This is a genomic window from Cyanobium usitatum str. Tous (assembly GCF_003011885.1).
GTDB classification, from domain to species: Bacteria; Cyanobacteriota; Cyanobacteriia; order PCC-6307; family Cyanobiaceae; genus Cyanobium_A; species Cyanobium_A usitatum.
In genome coordinates, this window is the sequence record NZ_PXXO01000015.1 from 43058 (window position 1) to 56448 (window position 13391).

Annotated in this window: 15 protein-coding genes; 11 read left to right on the forward strand and 4 right to left on the reverse strand. The window is 65.8% G+C overall.

The window, feature by feature from the left end; genetic code table 11:
* Window positions 1–44: 44 nt before the first annotated feature.
* Window positions 45–815: a hypothetical protein gene (locus C7K55_RS11615; RefSeq protein ID WP_241518344.1), complete on the forward strand. Its 771-nt coding sequence runs from the start codon at window positions 45–47 to the stop codon at window positions 813–815.
* Here C7K55_RS11615 and C7K55_RS11620 read toward each other — a convergent pair.
* Window positions 812–1105: an EF-hand domain-containing protein gene (locus tag C7K55_RS11620; protein WP_106632892.1), complete on the reverse strand. Its 294-nt coding sequence runs from the start codon at window positions 1103–1105 to the stop codon at window positions 812–814. The two genes, C7K55_RS11615 and C7K55_RS11620, sit on opposite strands and share 4 nt — an antisense overlap.
* Window positions 1106–1205: 100 nt before the next feature.
* Between C7K55_RS11620 and C7K55_RS11625 the strand changes: the two genes are divergently transcribed.
* The 5 genes from C7K55_RS11625 (at window position 1206) to C7K55_RS11645 (ending at window position 4863) form a co-directional block, all read left to right on the forward strand.
* On the forward strand, window positions 1206–1931 hold the full coding sequence (locus C7K55_RS11625; protein ID WP_106632909.1) for a response regulator: 726 nt from the start codon (window positions 1206–1208) through the stop codon (window positions 1929–1931).
* Window positions 1909–3237, forward strand: a complete 1329-nt coding sequence (locus C7K55_RS11630) for an ATP-binding protein (protein WP_106632893.1) — start codon at window positions 1909–1911, stop codon at window positions 3235–3237. Before C7K55_RS11625 ends, C7K55_RS11630 begins: the two co-directional genes overlap by 23 nt.
* Window positions 3238–3373: 136 nt before the next feature.
* The gene (locus C7K55_RS11635) at window positions 3374–3760 is read left to right on the forward strand and encodes a hypothetical protein (protein ID WP_106632894.1); all 387 of its coding nucleotides are present in this window, start codon (window positions 3374–3376) and stop codon (window positions 3758–3760) included.
* Window positions 3761–3840: 80 nt separating this feature from the next.
* Window positions 3841–4242, forward strand: coding sequence for a glycine zipper 2TM domain-containing protein (locus tag C7K55_RS11640; RefSeq protein ID WP_127432031.1), 402 nt, complete (start codon window positions 3841–3843; stop codon window positions 4240–4242).
* Between the two features lie 156 nt (window positions 4243–4398).
* Complete coding sequence (locus C7K55_RS11645; RefSeq protein ID WP_106632896.1) at window positions 4399–4863, forward strand: hypothetical protein; 465 nt, start codon at window positions 4399–4401, stop codon at window positions 4861–4863.
* 41 nt (window positions 4864–4904) lie between these two features.
* On the opposite strand, the gene C7K55_RS11650 is transcribed toward C7K55_RS11645, so the two are convergent.
* Window positions 4905–6110, reverse strand: coding sequence for a phosphoglycerate kinase (locus C7K55_RS11650; RefSeq protein WP_106632897.1), 1206 nt, complete (start codon window positions 6108–6110; stop codon window positions 4905–4907).
* Between the two features lie 158 nt (window positions 6111–6268).
* Between C7K55_RS11650 and C7K55_RS11655 the strand changes: the two genes are divergently transcribed.
* Genes C7K55_RS11655 through C7K55_RS11665 form a run of 3 tightly spaced genes read left to right on the forward strand, consistent with a single transcriptional unit; the run spans window position 6269 to window position 8495 of the window.
* On the forward strand, window positions 6269–6643 hold the full coding sequence (locus tag C7K55_RS11655; RefSeq protein ID WP_106632898.1) for a universal stress protein: 375 nt from the start codon (window positions 6269–6271) through the stop codon (window positions 6641–6643).
* Window positions 6643–7554: a ribosome biogenesis GTPase YlqF gene (ylqF, locus tag C7K55_RS11660; RefSeq protein WP_106632899.1), complete on the forward strand. Its 912-nt coding sequence runs from the start codon at window positions 6643–6645 to the stop codon at window positions 7552–7554. The genes C7K55_RS11655 and ylqF overlap by 1 nt, the downstream gene beginning before the upstream one ends.
* Window positions 7551–8495, forward strand: a complete 945-nt coding sequence (locus C7K55_RS11665) for an RluA family pseudouridine synthase (protein WP_106632900.1) — start codon at window positions 7551–7553, stop codon at window positions 8493–8495. Before ylqF ends, C7K55_RS11665 begins: the two co-directional genes overlap by 4 nt.
* Before the next feature lie 6 nt (window positions 8496–8501).
* Here C7K55_RS11665 and C7K55_RS11670 read toward each other — a convergent pair whose 3' ends face one another.
* Entirely contained in the window at window positions 8502–10103 is a 1602-nt protein-coding gene (locus C7K55_RS11670; RefSeq protein ID WP_106632901.1) for an ABC transporter ATP-binding protein, read from the reverse strand.
* Between the two features lie 52 nt (window positions 10104–10155).
* On the opposite strand from C7K55_RS11670, the gene C7K55_RS11675 reads away from it, so the two are divergent.
* Window positions 10156–12486 (forward strand): RelA/SpoT family protein, encoded by a 2331-nt coding sequence (locus C7K55_RS11675; protein ID WP_106632902.1) that lies wholly within the window; start codon window positions 10156–10158, stop codon window positions 12484–12486.
* On the opposite strand, the gene C7K55_RS13825 is transcribed toward C7K55_RS11675, so the two are convergent.
* The gene (locus tag C7K55_RS13825) at window positions 12483–12632 is read right to left on the reverse strand and encodes a hypothetical protein (protein ID WP_193486314.1); all 150 of its coding nucleotides are present in this window, start codon (window positions 12630–12632) and stop codon (window positions 12483–12485) included. The two genes, C7K55_RS11675 and C7K55_RS13825, sit on opposite strands and share 4 nt — an antisense overlap.
* A gap of 361 nt (window positions 12633–12993) precedes the next feature.
* Between C7K55_RS13825 and C7K55_RS11680 the strand changes: the two genes are divergently transcribed.
* Window positions 12994–13287, forward strand: a complete 294-nt coding sequence (locus tag C7K55_RS11680; protein WP_106632903.1) for a hypothetical protein — start codon at window positions 12994–12996, stop codon at window positions 13285–13287.
* Window positions 13288–13391 lie beyond the last annotated feature (104 nt).

Below are 13391 nucleotides of genomic sequence, written 5' to 3' on the forward strand. Positions count from 1 at the left end.
TGGGGCTGAAGCATGCCTAACTTAAAAGCGGTTTCCGCCGCCCCATGCCGCGTCTCCAGCTACTTGGCCGATTTCTGCCCCGAAGCCTGGCCGGGCTCGTCGTCCTGCTGGTCAGTACGGTGCCCGCTCTTGCTGGTGCCGGGCCCAGTGCGGCTCAGCTCCAGGCCCTGGAAGCGGCCCTCAACGGCACCGGCGAGCTCAGGGGCGCCATGGAGGACGGTCCTGGGCTCGACGTAACCCTGGTGGAACTGCGAAGGCGCAGCGTGCTGCGGCAGTTCCCTGATGCCCGCTGGCAGCTCACCACGGGCAAGCCTTTGCGTGATGGGCGCAGCACCGTGCAGCTCCAGGTGACCGGCAGCCGGCAGGAAGGCCCTACTCGCTACCGGCTCGATGGCCAGCAACAGCTGGTGCTCAGCAGCAGTGGCGGTCCTGGGGGCCGCATCAATGGCCAGATAGTGATTCGAGAGCAGACCCTGATGCGCAGCGGTGAGGCCGATCTACCCGTGAGTCTTTTGATCCCGGATGCGGTGCTCACAGGTCAGCGTTATGACGTTGACGCGTTGTTTGACGAGCCCCTGGAGGGGGCGATCGCGGCGGGTGGTTTGGTGGCCCTTACCGGTCAGCAGGTGAACGCTCTGGAGAGCCCTGAGCTCCAGCTGGGAGCATTGGGTGGCGGTGGCCTGTTCAAGTCGGTGCAGGCTCCCTTCACGCCGGGATCCCAGACCTGGGCAATTTTGCTGGTCCATCCCAAGGGCATCGTCAGTGCCACCAAGCGGGTGCTGGTGGTGGCCGACAAGACCCAGCTGGATCCTTAACGCAGGTCCCCGGGCACTAGGTAACCCTTGCCGCCGCGGTCGAGCCGCTCGAAGTGGCGCAGAAGGTAGGCGTTGGCGCGCACTTCATCAAGCTCCAGCCTGCCATCACCGTTGCGATCGAGCTGCCGGAACAATTGCGCTAACCGCTGTTGGTACACCTCAAACTCATCGGCCGCCCGTGCCGGCAGTTCTGGGCTGACGACAGTGGCCAAAAGCAGCACTCCCGCCAGGCGGCTGGCGATAAGTCGCAGCGGGTGACTAACACCAGGAACCATGGTTGCGGTGGGCATGGCTTAGGTGGGAATGAACTCAGGCTATGCAGCCCTGTGCTGCCCGCTATTGCCAGATTCCGGCCAAGCTGTGACTAAATCTTTCCGGAATGGCATCGCGATGTCCCCAGGCCAAAGCATCTGGGTGGTCGATGACGACCCCGAATTGCGGAGCATGGTGGGCACCTACCTGATCGACCAGGGCTATGACGTGCGCTGCCTGGCAGACGGAGCCCAGCTGATGGCGCGGTTGGCAGGCCAGCGTCCCGATCTGGTGGTGCTGGATCTGATGCTGCCGGGAGACGACGGCCTCACCCTGCTGCGGCGCTTGCGCGACGGCGGTGACGATCTGCCGGTAGTGATGCTCACCGCTAAAGGCGATCCGGTGGATCGGATCATCGGCCTAGAGCAGGGCGCCGACGACTATCTGGCCAAGCCGTTCCTGCCGCGGGAGCTCACCGCCCGCATTGAGGCGGTTTTGCGTCGCCGCGTCGCCCTGCCGGCCGGTACGCCCCTGGCCGAAGGGGAGTCCTTGACGATTGGTGAGCAGGTGCTGGATCTGGCGGCCCGCACCCTGGAGCAGGGGGGAAGGATCACGGTGCTCACCTCAGGCGAATTCGCTTTACTGGCGGCCTTTGTGCAGCATCCGCACCGACCCCTTTCGCGTGAGCGGCTGGTCGAGCTGGCGCGGGGGCCGGATTCAGTGACAGACAGCCGCAGCATGGATGTGCAGGTCTCGCGGCTACGCAAATTGGTGGAGCCGGATCCCGCTCGCCCCCGCTATCTGCAGACGGTGTGGGGCTATGGCTATGTATTCGTGCCCGATGGTCAACCTCGCAGCCGTTAGGACCGCCCTGCGCTACGGCCTGGTGGGACTTGGGGTTGCCCTGCTGAGTACGGCCCAGTTGCAGGCGCTGCTGGCCGAGCGTCTGCAGCGGGCCCGCATTGCCCAGTTGGGGCCCGAGGTGCTGTTTCAGGTGCGCCTAGCGGAGCTGGCCCTCGATCGCTTGCCGCCGGCGACCCTGGCCCGGCTCAGTGGCCTGTCCCTGCGAGTCGGGGCCCTTCCGCCCACCTCCACCAACTCTGCGCTGGCTGCCGAGGGATGGCTGCTGCGCCAGCAGCTCTGCCGTGAGCTGCGGCCCTGTCCCACCGTGCTGCCGGCGGCGCTGCCGCCCAGGGGTGTGTGGGTGCAACTGCTGGCGCCGCTGGAGCCGGTGTGGCTGCTGGCGCCGATTCCGCCGGCCCGCCGCTGGCCGCCCGATCCCTGGCTGCTGCTGGCGGGTCTGGGGCTGGGCGGCAGCGTGGCACTGCTGCTGTTTTTCTGGATCGAGGTGCAACGCCCCCTGCATCAGCTGCAGCGGGCCCTGGGCGGGGTAGGCACCGCCGCCCGGCCACCCGCTCTGCCGGAGGAGCGTGGCACCACCACCGTGCGCCAGCTCACCGGCCGCTTCAATGCAATGGTGCGGCGCTTGGGGCGCGTCGAGCAGGAGCGTTCGGTGATGTTGGGTGGCATCGCCCACGACCTCAAAAGCCCGATTACACGACTGCGCTTTCGGCTCAGCTTGGCCGGCTTGCCGGGAGTGGATCTGCAACAGGCTGAGGCCGATTTGGCGGCCCTGGAGCGGATCACTCAACAGTTTTTGCTGTTCGCTGGCGGTAACGACAACGAGGTGGCCGTGGCGGTGCCGCTTGACCAGCTGCTGGCCGAGGTGGCGGCGGGCCTGGATGCCGACACCCTGGAGCTGGAGCTGCAGCCCTTGCTGCGCGTGGTGCAGCCGGTGGCGCTTTCCAGGGCCGTGGCCAATTTGATCGATAACGCCCGCAGTTACGGCGCACCACCGCTGAGGCTGGTACTGCAGTCCGGGCCGCCTGAGGGGGCGGGCTTCCGCATCGTGCTTTGGGATGGGGGCTCAGGCATCCCTGCCGCTAAGTGGGATCAGGCCTTGATGCCCTTCCAGCGGCTCGATGCCGCCCGAGGTGGCAGCGGCCACTGCGGCCTGGGGCTGGCGATTGCCGCTCGGGTGGCGGCCGCCCACGGCGGTGGGCTGGAGCGGCTGGAGAGCGATGGCTCCGGCAATGGCCCTAGCCCCGCCTTTGGATTTCGTTTTGGAATCGCCCTGTGGGGAAGCTCCAAAAGCCAGGCCGGGAGCTGACTTTGCTCGCTAACGCTCCGCGCCTGTCGGATTTGGTCACAGGTTGGTGGTAACTCGGTTGCACTTCGCCCGTTGGGTCGCCGCAAAGTTCCGGGGTGACAGCCCAAGGCTGCAGCATTTCACCCACCTTCTTCCCATGAAGTCCTTTCCCCTTCCCCGCCTGGCCCTGGTGCTGGGCCTGTTGGGTAGCGGCGCCGTCAGTGCCGGCTCCGCCCTGGCCGATCCCCAGTTCTCAGGTCGAGCCGTCGCTCCCTGGGGCCCCAATTCGGGCCTCCAGCGCGGCTTGGTTCAGGCTCAGAGGGCCTTGGCGGATCAGTCCTATCGCCAGACCCAGTGGCGCCTCGACCAACTGGATCGCTGCCTCAGCAGCGCCCGTGAGCGCTGGGACAACGTCCAGTGCCTGCGCCGCGATGAGCAGGCTCGGGAGCGTCAGAGGCGGCGCGATCAGCAGGAATGGCAGCTTCTGATGGGCCGCCAGGGCTTCACCGCCCAGCTGCCCGGGCGGCCCGGCCTGAGCCTCTGACGGCCTTTTCGCTTTTCTTTCTCCGAATCCCATTCCCCGCCACACCACCTCCCGCCACACCACCTTCCGCAAGATCAACCATGCGCCTCTCTGCTCTTCCTCTCGTTTTGGCCGGCCTGCTCGGCAGTGCAGCCCTGGCTCCTGAGGCCGCCCAGGCCTATCCCTACGGCGATCAGCGCTACGGGGATCAGCGCTACGCCTACGGCGGTCAGCGCTACGCCTACGACAACTACGGTCCGCCCCGAGGCCGAACCTATGCCCCCCTGCCCGTGAGTCCCTATGGCTACCCCATCGCCTCTGAGCCTGAGCTCTATAGCCCTACTCCCGTGTATCGCTGCAATAGGGGCACCGTGCTGACCGGGGCTGCCATTGGTGGCGGACTGGGAGCGATGTTGGCCAGCAACTCCCGCAATCGCCTCTGGAGCCTGCCAATGGGGGCCGCGATGGGCGGCATCTTGGGTGGTGTGATCTCCGGTTGCTGAAGCCGGCTTCAGCCGGCGCTGCGGTTGTGCACAGTCAGATCCGGTCACAACTTGCGGCCGTGTTAGTCACATTTCAGTGAAATGGAGCGTCCAGGGTTGAGGGGTGGATTCGCCCCAAGCGGCTCCACCCCACCCCACCCCACCTCACCTACAGCCATGAACCTCTTGCACACCTTTTTGCCTAGAGCCGGAAAGCGCCCTGCCTCCCTGGTTCTGGTAGGCGCCTTGTTAACCATGGGGGTGAGTGGTGCCGGTGCTGCGGCCTTCGCCGAAGGCACCGGTTACGGAAGGCGCCCCAACCCTGAGCGCCGCGAAGCGATGCAACGCCAGCAGGCCGAGGCGATGGCCAAATTGAGCAGCCAGGAGCGCCAGGCTTATTTCGCTGCCCGCCGGCAGCTGGAGCAGCGGGTTTCCGTCGAACGCTTGGACCAACTGAGCCAGGCCGAGCGCTGCATGGTGCCGGCCCTTGGCGTCGATGCCTTGCAGACCTGCCAGCGCAACCTGCAGGACCAGGCGATGGAGCAGCGTCGCCGCTGGATGACCGAACGGGCCGAGCTTCAGCGCCGCTTTGGCTTGCCGGGCTGGGACAAGGACCAGCGCCAACAAAAAAAGGGGGCCTGAGCCCCCCTGTCGCGGTCAGCCTGGATCAGGCCACTTCCAGATCAGGCTTCATCTAGTGCTGCCACGCCGGGAAGAACCTTGCCTTCCAGCAGCTCCAGGCTGGCGCCACCGCCGGTGGAGATGTGGGACATCTTTTCGGCTACGCCCACCTTTTCCACGGCTGCCACGGAGTCGCCACCACCGATGATCGTGCAGCAGCCCTTGCCGCTTAGGTCGGCCAGGGTGTGGGCGATGCCGTTGGTGCCGGCGGCAAACTTGTCGAACTCGAACACGCCCATGGGGCCGTTCCAGATCACGGTTTTGCAGTCGGCCAGGGCTTCCTGGAAGGCTTTGAGCGAGTCGGGGCCGATGTCAAGGCCCATCCAGCCATCGGGGATGGCGTCGATCGACACGGTCTGGCTGTTGGCGTCGGGGGCGAAGTTGTCGGCCAGCACCACATCGGTGGGCAGCAGTAGCTGCACGCCCTTGGCGGCCGCCTTGGCCTCGAGCTCCTTGGCCAGCTCAAGCTTGTCCTCTTCCACCAGGCTCTTGCCCACCGCTAGGCCACGGGCTTTGTAGAAGGTGAAAATCATGCCGCCGCCGATCAGCACCTTGTCGCACTTATCGATCAGGGCCTCAAGCACGCCGATTTTGGAGCTCACCTTGGAGCCGCCCACGATCGCCGCCAGGGGGCGCTTGGGCTCGTCGATGGCGCCCTGCAGATACTGCAGCTCCTTCTCCATCAGGTAGCCGGCCACGCTGGGGCTGAGCGCCTTGGTGACGCCCTCGGTGGAGGCGTGGGCCCGGTGGGCGGCGCCGAAGGCGTCATTCACGTAAACATCGGCAAGGGCTGCTAGCTGGGCAGCGAAACCGGCGTCGTTCTTCTCTTCTTCAGCGAAGAAGCGCACGTTTTCGAGCAGCACCACATCGCCTTCGGCCATGGCTGCCACCTTGGCTTCGGCTTCGGGGCCGATGCAGCTGTCGGTTTTCACCACGGGCTTGCCGAGCAGCTCGCTGAGGCGGGCAGCCACGGGGGTGAGGCGCATGGCTTCGTTCACCTGGCCCTTGGGACGGCCGAAGTGGGCCGCCAGGATCACCTTGGCGCCCTTGCTGCTCAGGTCATTGATCGTGGGCAGGGCGGCCCGGATGCGGGTGTCGTCGGTGATGGCACCGGCGTCATCTAGCGGTACGTTGAAGTCAACCCGCACCAGCACGCGCTTGCCGCGGAGCTCATCGGCCGAAAGGCTGGCCAGGGATCGCTTCGCCATGGGTTATGGAATAACTGAATTGCCGGGGGAGATTAGCCCCCGCGGGCCCCAGCCAGCCCAGGCTTCGGATTCCCCCCTGCCATCCGCCCTGGCCGGGCGACGAAGGGACCCCCAGACTGAAGCCACGGGCTTGCATCTGCCCAGCCGCATTACGCCCCATGTTTGACACCGTTCTCTTTCCCATCGACCAGAGCCGTCAGGCGATGGAAACGGCTGCGGTGGCCTTGAAACTGGCCCAGCAGCACGACAGCACTTTGGTGTTGCTGTCGGTAGTGGAGCCCGAGCAGGACGACCCAGCTGCGGTTGCTGCCCTGCTGCAGCAAGCCCGCGCTCGCTTTGAAGAGGCCGGCGTGAGCTGCCAGGTGATCGAGCGGGAGGGCAAGCCCGCCTTCGTGATCGGCGATGTGGCAGATGAGATCAATGCTGACGTGATCGTGATGGGCACCCGCGGCATTGCGATCGAGAGCGATCAGCAGAGCACCGCCGCCCGGGTGATCCAGCTGGCTCCCTGTCCGGTGCTGGTGGTGCCCTGATGCCCCAGACGCTTCCGCTCAGCGTCAACGCTCCAGCGATTCAGTGGTATCCAGGCCACATCGCTAAGGCGGAGAAAGCTCTCAGCGCCAACCTGGCCAAGGTGGACCTGGTGATCGAGGTGCGCGATGCCCGCATACCCATGGCCACCTCCCACCCGCGGCTGCAGCGCTGGATCGGCAATAAGCAACACCTGCTTGTGCTCAACCGGGTCGACATGATCCCGCCGCCGGTGCGCCAGGCCTGGACCGCCTGGTTTCGAGCCCAGGAGCAGACCTGCTGGTGGTGTGATGCCAAGGCCGGCACCGGCGTTAAGCAGCTGCAGCAGGCGGCGATCCGAGCCGGCGTGGCCCTCAATGTTCGCCGGGCGGGGCGGGGCATGAAGCCACGGCCGGTGCGGGCGCTGATGCTGGGCTTCCCCAATGTGGGTAAATCGGCCTTGATCAATCGGCTGGTGCGTCAGAAAGTCGTAGACAGTGCCCGCCGTGCCGGTGTGACTCGCAGCTTGCGCTGGGTGCGGCTGGGCCAGGACCTCGACCTGCTCGACGCCCCCGGCGTGCTGCCGCCCCGCCTCGACGACCAGCAGGCAGCCCTGCGCTTGGCCTTGTGCGACGACATCGGCCAGGCGGCCTACGACAACGAAGCCGCAGCCCGGGCCTTCCTGCAGCTGCTCACCCTGCTTGAAGCCGAGCCAGCTGCTGGCGTGCCGGCTGGGCTGGTGGGCCAGCGCTATGGCATCCCCCTGGGTGTGCTGCCCGGCGGCGGCCCGGATGTGGAGGGCTGGCTGGTGACCGCTGCGGAGCGCCACACCAGTGGCGACAGCCTGCGCATGGCCACCAAGCTGCTCGATGATTTTCGCTGCGCTCGCTTGGGGGCCATTGCGCTTGAGCTGCCGGTTTTGACTCCTCCATGAGCGAATTTGGTGAGGGCGAAGGTGAGCTGCTGACCCTCACCTATCCCAAGCCGCTGCCGATGCGGCTGGATCGCTGGCTGGTGGCCCAGCGGCCGGAGCAGAGCCGCGCCCGGATTCAGAAGTTCATCGAGGCGGGCTACGTGCAGGTGAACGGCGTCACGGGGCGGGCCAAGACACCCCTGCGCCAAGGCGACAGCGTGGCGCTGTGGATGCCGCCGCCCGAGCCCCTCCCCTACCTGCTGCCCCAGGCGATGCCGCTTGATGTGCTGTTTGAAGACGCCCACCTGATCGTGCTCAACAAGCCCGCCGGGCTCACGGTGCATCCGGCGCCTGGCAACAAGGACGGCACCCTGGTGAATGGCCTGTTGCACCACTGCCCAGATCTGCCCGGCATCGGCGGCGAACTGCGGCCCGGCATCGTGCATCGGCTCGATAAGGACACCACGGGTTGCATCGTCGTGGCCAAGAGCCAGGAGGCCCTGGTGAAGCTGCAGGTGCAGATCCAGAAGCGCATCGCTTCTCGCCAGTACCTGGCGGTGGTGCACGGCCAACCGGCTGGCGACTCCGGCACGATCGTCGGGGCGATCGGCCGCCATCCCGTCGACCGCAAAAAATATGCCGTGGTTCACGACGATTCGGGGCGTCATGCCTGCACCCACTGGCGCCTGGTAGAGCGCCTGGGGGATTACAGCCTGCTGCGTTTCAAGCTCGACACCGGTCGCACCCACCAGATCCGGGTGCACTGCGCCCACGTCGGTCACCCGATCGTGGGCGACCCCACCTACTCCCGCTGCCGCAAGCTGCCGCTCGAGCTGCCTGGCCAGGCTTTGCACGCCGTACAGCTGGGACTTGATCACCCGATCACCAAGCAGCGGCTGGTGTGCGAAGCGCCGCTGCCGGAGGTGTTCGAGCGTTTGCTGGCGGTGCTCAGGCGGCGTTAGGCAGGGTCATGCAGCTGTGGGCAGTCGCGGGCAGGCTTCCACCAGGATTCGGGTGATGGCGGTCTGGGGATCGCTCAGCAGCCGGGAGCCGGGGCCCTCCTCCACGATCTTCCCCCCCTCCAGCACCAGCACCCGGTGGCAGAAGCCACTGGCCACCGACAGGTCGTGGGTGACAAACAGCATCCCCAACCCCAGGCGCTCCTGCAGCTCCCGCAGCAGGGCCAGCACATCTGCCTGCACCTCGGCATCCAGCATGCTGACGCTCTCATCGCAGAGCAGCACCTGGGGCTCCAGGATCAGGGCACGGGCAATCGCTACCCGTTGCTGCTGACCACCAGAGAGTGTGCGGGGCAGGCGGTTTTCAAAGCTTTCCGGGGGGGTGAGCCCCACCGCTGTCAGCAGTTCGCGGGCGCGTTGACGGGCCTGGGAGCGGTTGGCCAGGCCGTGGATCAGCAGGGGATCGGCAATCGTCTCACCCACCACCATCTGGGGGTTGAGGCAGGCCAGCGGGTCCTGAAACACCATCTGAATGCCGCGCCGGGCCTGGCGCAGGGCTCGGCCCCGCAGGCTGAGCAGGTTTGTGCCCTGCAGCCGCACCGTGCCACCCCGCACCGGCGCCAGCCCCATCAGGGCGCGGCAGAGGGTGCTTTTGCCGCAGCCGGAGGCTCCCACCAAGCCGATGGTTTCGCCCTGCTGCAGGCGCAGGCTGACGCCATCCACCGCCTTAAGCCAGCGGGCTTGCCAGGGCAGGGATTGCAGTGGATGCCAGCTGCGCAGCTGCTCGATTTCCAGCAGTAGCGATGCTGGCGGTGGCGGCAAACTTTCGGCGCCCTCCCGCTCCCGTGCCTTGGCCACCAGCCGTTGGGCCAGGGCGGAGGCGGGGGCCATCAGCAACTGCCGGGCTGGCGCCTGTTCCACCAGGCGTCCCTGATCAAGTACGGCGATCTGGTCGCACCAGCGGCCCGCCATGGCCAGGTCGTGGCTGATCAGCAGCAGGGCGCTGCCCGCTTCGCGGCAGAGGTTGCTGAGCTCCGCCATCACCTGGCCGGCTACGGCCACATCCAGGCTGGTGGTGGGTTCATCGGCGATCACCAGCGGCGGCTCCAGGGCCATCGCCAGGGCGATCGCTAAGCGCTGGCGCATGCCGCCACTGAATTCATGGGGATAGCTGCCGTAGCGCTCCGGGCCGATGCCCACCCGGGTCAGAAGGGTTTCCGCCCGTTGTCGCACCTGGCGCCTCTGCCAGCGGGGCCGGTGGGCCGCCAGGGTGTCGGCCAGGTGATCGCCGATCGTCAGCAGTGGGTTGAGGCGGGTCATCGGGTCCTGGAACACCAGCCCCACCGCTTCACCGCGCAGTTGGCGCAGGGCCGGACGGGCCATTTGGCTGGGGTCCTGACCCGCTAGCAGCAGGGAGCCGCTGCACTGGCTGCCCGGGGGCAGTAGTTGCAGCACTGCCCGCGCCACGGTGCTCTTGCCGCAGCCGGAAGGACCCACCAGGGCCAGGCGATCGCCGGCCGCCAGGGTCAGGTTCAGGCCGTCGAGGGTGGGGCGCTCCGCTTCGGGATAGCGCACCACCAGGTTCTCAATTGCGAGCACGGGGCTGGTCATGGCCACCAGCTTGGCCCCACTTGCCTACGATGAGGGGAACCCGCAGGCTTAAATGCTCAGGGCGGCCCCAAATCTGGATGCATCGGCCGTAGCCACTCGAGTGGCGGCCGCTCCAGCTCTGGTGCGCAAGCCAATCCGCACTCCTGCCGACTACGGCGTGCCCCTGCCGGACTGGTTGCAGCGCTGCATCGAGCATGTGCCGCCGGGACAGGGGGTGAGCTGCCCCACCGATGCCGAGGCCCTGCTGGCCTCTGCTTTTGACTTCGCCTACCAGCTTCATGAGGGCCAGTATCGGGCCAGTGGCGAGCCTTACATCATTCATCCGGTCGCCGTTGCCGACCTGCTGCGTGATATCGGTGCCAGCGCCGGCGTGATCGCTGCGGGCTTCCTGCACGACGTGGTGGAGGACACCGAGGTCACCGCTGAGGAGATCGAACAGCACTTCGGCGCCGAGGTGCGGTCGCTGGTGGAGGGGGTTACCAAGCTCGGCGGCATTCACTTCACCAACCACACCGAAGCCCAGGCTGAAAACCTGCGCCGCATGTTCCTGGCCATGGCCAGCGACATCCGGGTGGTGCTGGTGAAGCTGGCCGATCGGTTGCACAACATGCGCACCATCGCGGCGCTCAAGCCCGAAAAGCAGTTGCGCATCGCCCGGGAAACCCGGGAGATCTATGCCCCCCTGGCCAATCGCCTCGGCATTGGCCGGCTGAAGTGGGAGCTGGAAGATCTGGCCTTCAAGATCCTCGAGCCCGAGGCCTATCGGGATGTGCAGCAGCAGGTGGCCACCAAGCGCAGCGAGCGCGAGGAGCGCCTGGCGGTCACGGTGCAATTGCTGCGCGACCGGCTTGCCGCCGTGGGCTTGGCCAATTGCGAAGTAAGCGGCCGGCCCAAGCACCTTTATGGCATCTGGAGCAAGATGCAGCGCCAGCAGAAGGCGTTCCACGAGATCTACGACGTGGCGGCTCTGCGGATTCTTTGCCCCAACTTCGAGAGTTGTTATCGGGCTTTAGCGGTGGTGCACGACACCTTCCGGCCGATCCCGGGGCGCTTCAAGGATTACATCGGCTTGCCTAAGCCCAATGGCTACCAATCCCTGCATACGGCGGTGATCGGCCGGCATCGGCCGATCGAAGTGCAGATTCGCACCACCGACATGCACCAAGTGGCCGAATACGGCATTGCTGCCCATTGGAAATACAAGGAGGGCGGTTCGCCGGCCGCCTCTGGAGCAGATGCCGAGCGGTTCAACTGGCTGCGGCAGCTGGTTGATTGGCAGAAGGATGACGGTGGCACCGACAGCAACGACTTCCTGCGCTCGATCAAAGAAGATCTCTTTGATGAGGAGGTGTTTGTATTTACTCCCAATGGCGATGTGGTGGGTTTGCGTAAGGGTTCTACGGCCGTAGATTTCGCCTATCGCATCCACTCGGAAATCGGCAATCATTGCCAGGGCGTGCGCATTAATGACCGGCTATGCCCGCTCGCCACGCCTCTGCGGAATGGTGACTTCGTGCAGGTGGTTACCGCCAAGACGGCCCATCCAAGCCTCGACTGGCTCAATTTCGTCGCTACCCCCACGGCCCGTAATCGCATTCGCCACTGGTATAAAACCAGCCACCGAGAAGACAACCTCCAGCGCGGCACCGAGATGCTCGAGCGCGAGCTCGGCCGCGATGGCTTCGATGCCCTGCTCAATGGTGAGGCGATGGCCAAGGTGGCCCGCCGCTGCAATCTCACCTGCACCGAGGACCTGCTGGCCTCCCTCGGCTTTGGTGGGGTCACCCTGCATCAGGTGCTCAACAGGCTGCGGGAGGAAATGCGTCTGGCCAGCGAAGCCTCCGCCCCCGTGGTCAGCAATGAGCAGGTCGCGGCCAAGGTGGCGGCCCACGCTGCCCAGGTGGCGCATCAAGCGCCGGTGGGTGGGGGTGGCACCAGCTCAATCCTTGGCCTTGAGGGCCTCGATTACAGGCTCGGGGGCTGCTGCAGTCCCCTGCCTGGCGAGCAGATTCTTGGGGCGGTGGCTCTCGGCAACCATGGCATCACCATCCACCGCCAGGACTGCTCCAATGTGGCCCAGGTGCCGGCCGAAAGGCGGCTGCCGGTGCGCTGGAATTCCGCCTCCGAGACGCGCCCGCGCCGCTACCCGGTGCAGCTGCGCATCGAGGTGCTCGATCGCGTTGGGGTGCTTAAAGACATCCTCACTCGCCTTTCAGATCACCGCATCAACGTCTGCGATGCCCGGGTGCGCACCAATCCCGGCAAGCCGGCCCGCATCGATCTGCGGGTGGAGCTTGAAAGTGCCAGCCAGCTAGCCAGCACCATTAATCAGATCCGCTCCATGGCCGATGTGCTCGACATCGCCCGCACGGGGATTGGCTAGGGCAGGGTGAAGCCCGAGGTGTTGAGGTGCTTGAGGTCGAGCATCACCAGCGTCAGCCACACCAGCAGGGCCAAGCCGCCAACGGCGCCGAAGCCAAGCAGCAGGGTCGACAGTGCTGAGCGCGCAGATCCCTTGCCGTTTGTCACGAGTACCCCTGGATTGGATCTGATTCTCTCACTGCTGGGGCGTTTGCCTCCTGGCGGTGAGCTGGAGGAGCGGCTGGCGCGGTCGTGACGTCCGCTACAGCGTGCCTTTGAAGGCCCAGTTACAACCTGGCCATTCCCCGGATTCCCCACCATGACCTCCGAGCAGGCGGCCCAGCTGATAGAGGACACCTTGGACCTGGTGCATCAGCGCCAAACCACGGACCAGCACTGAGATTTCAGGGGCATAGGAGAACGGTTAAGCGCCTCGGAAGCTATCTCTAGCGCATAAGACCGTGTCCTTAGTGCGACATGCTAAGTGCATGTTTAAGTGGGGACTTGACCTGGATCCTGTGGGTCGTTCATGGCATGGCAGGTCTTTCGCGCTGGTCTGATGCGTAAGGCGCCAACGCTTCGGTGGAACAACGGTTCGATCCAGATGCGGGTGCGGGTCAATGCCATCGATCAGCGGTTGCACCGCCTGGGTCGCTGGGACGGTCCTCTTGCCGTTGCCCGTGCCCAGCTCATCAGCGCCCAGATCTGGAGTGACTTTCAAGCAGGAGATCTGGATCCCACCCTGCAGAAGTATCAGACCCACAGTGCTTTAGAGGATGTGGGTAGCGCCCCTCCGAGTGGTGTAACTCAGGAGGTCCTGTGACCCTTTCCGGAGGGTGAACAGGAGCAGTCAAGAGATGACTGCTTGGAAGCTGACTGCGCAGCTCCGTTCATCCACTATGAACCCTGATCGCTGAATTGGCAACT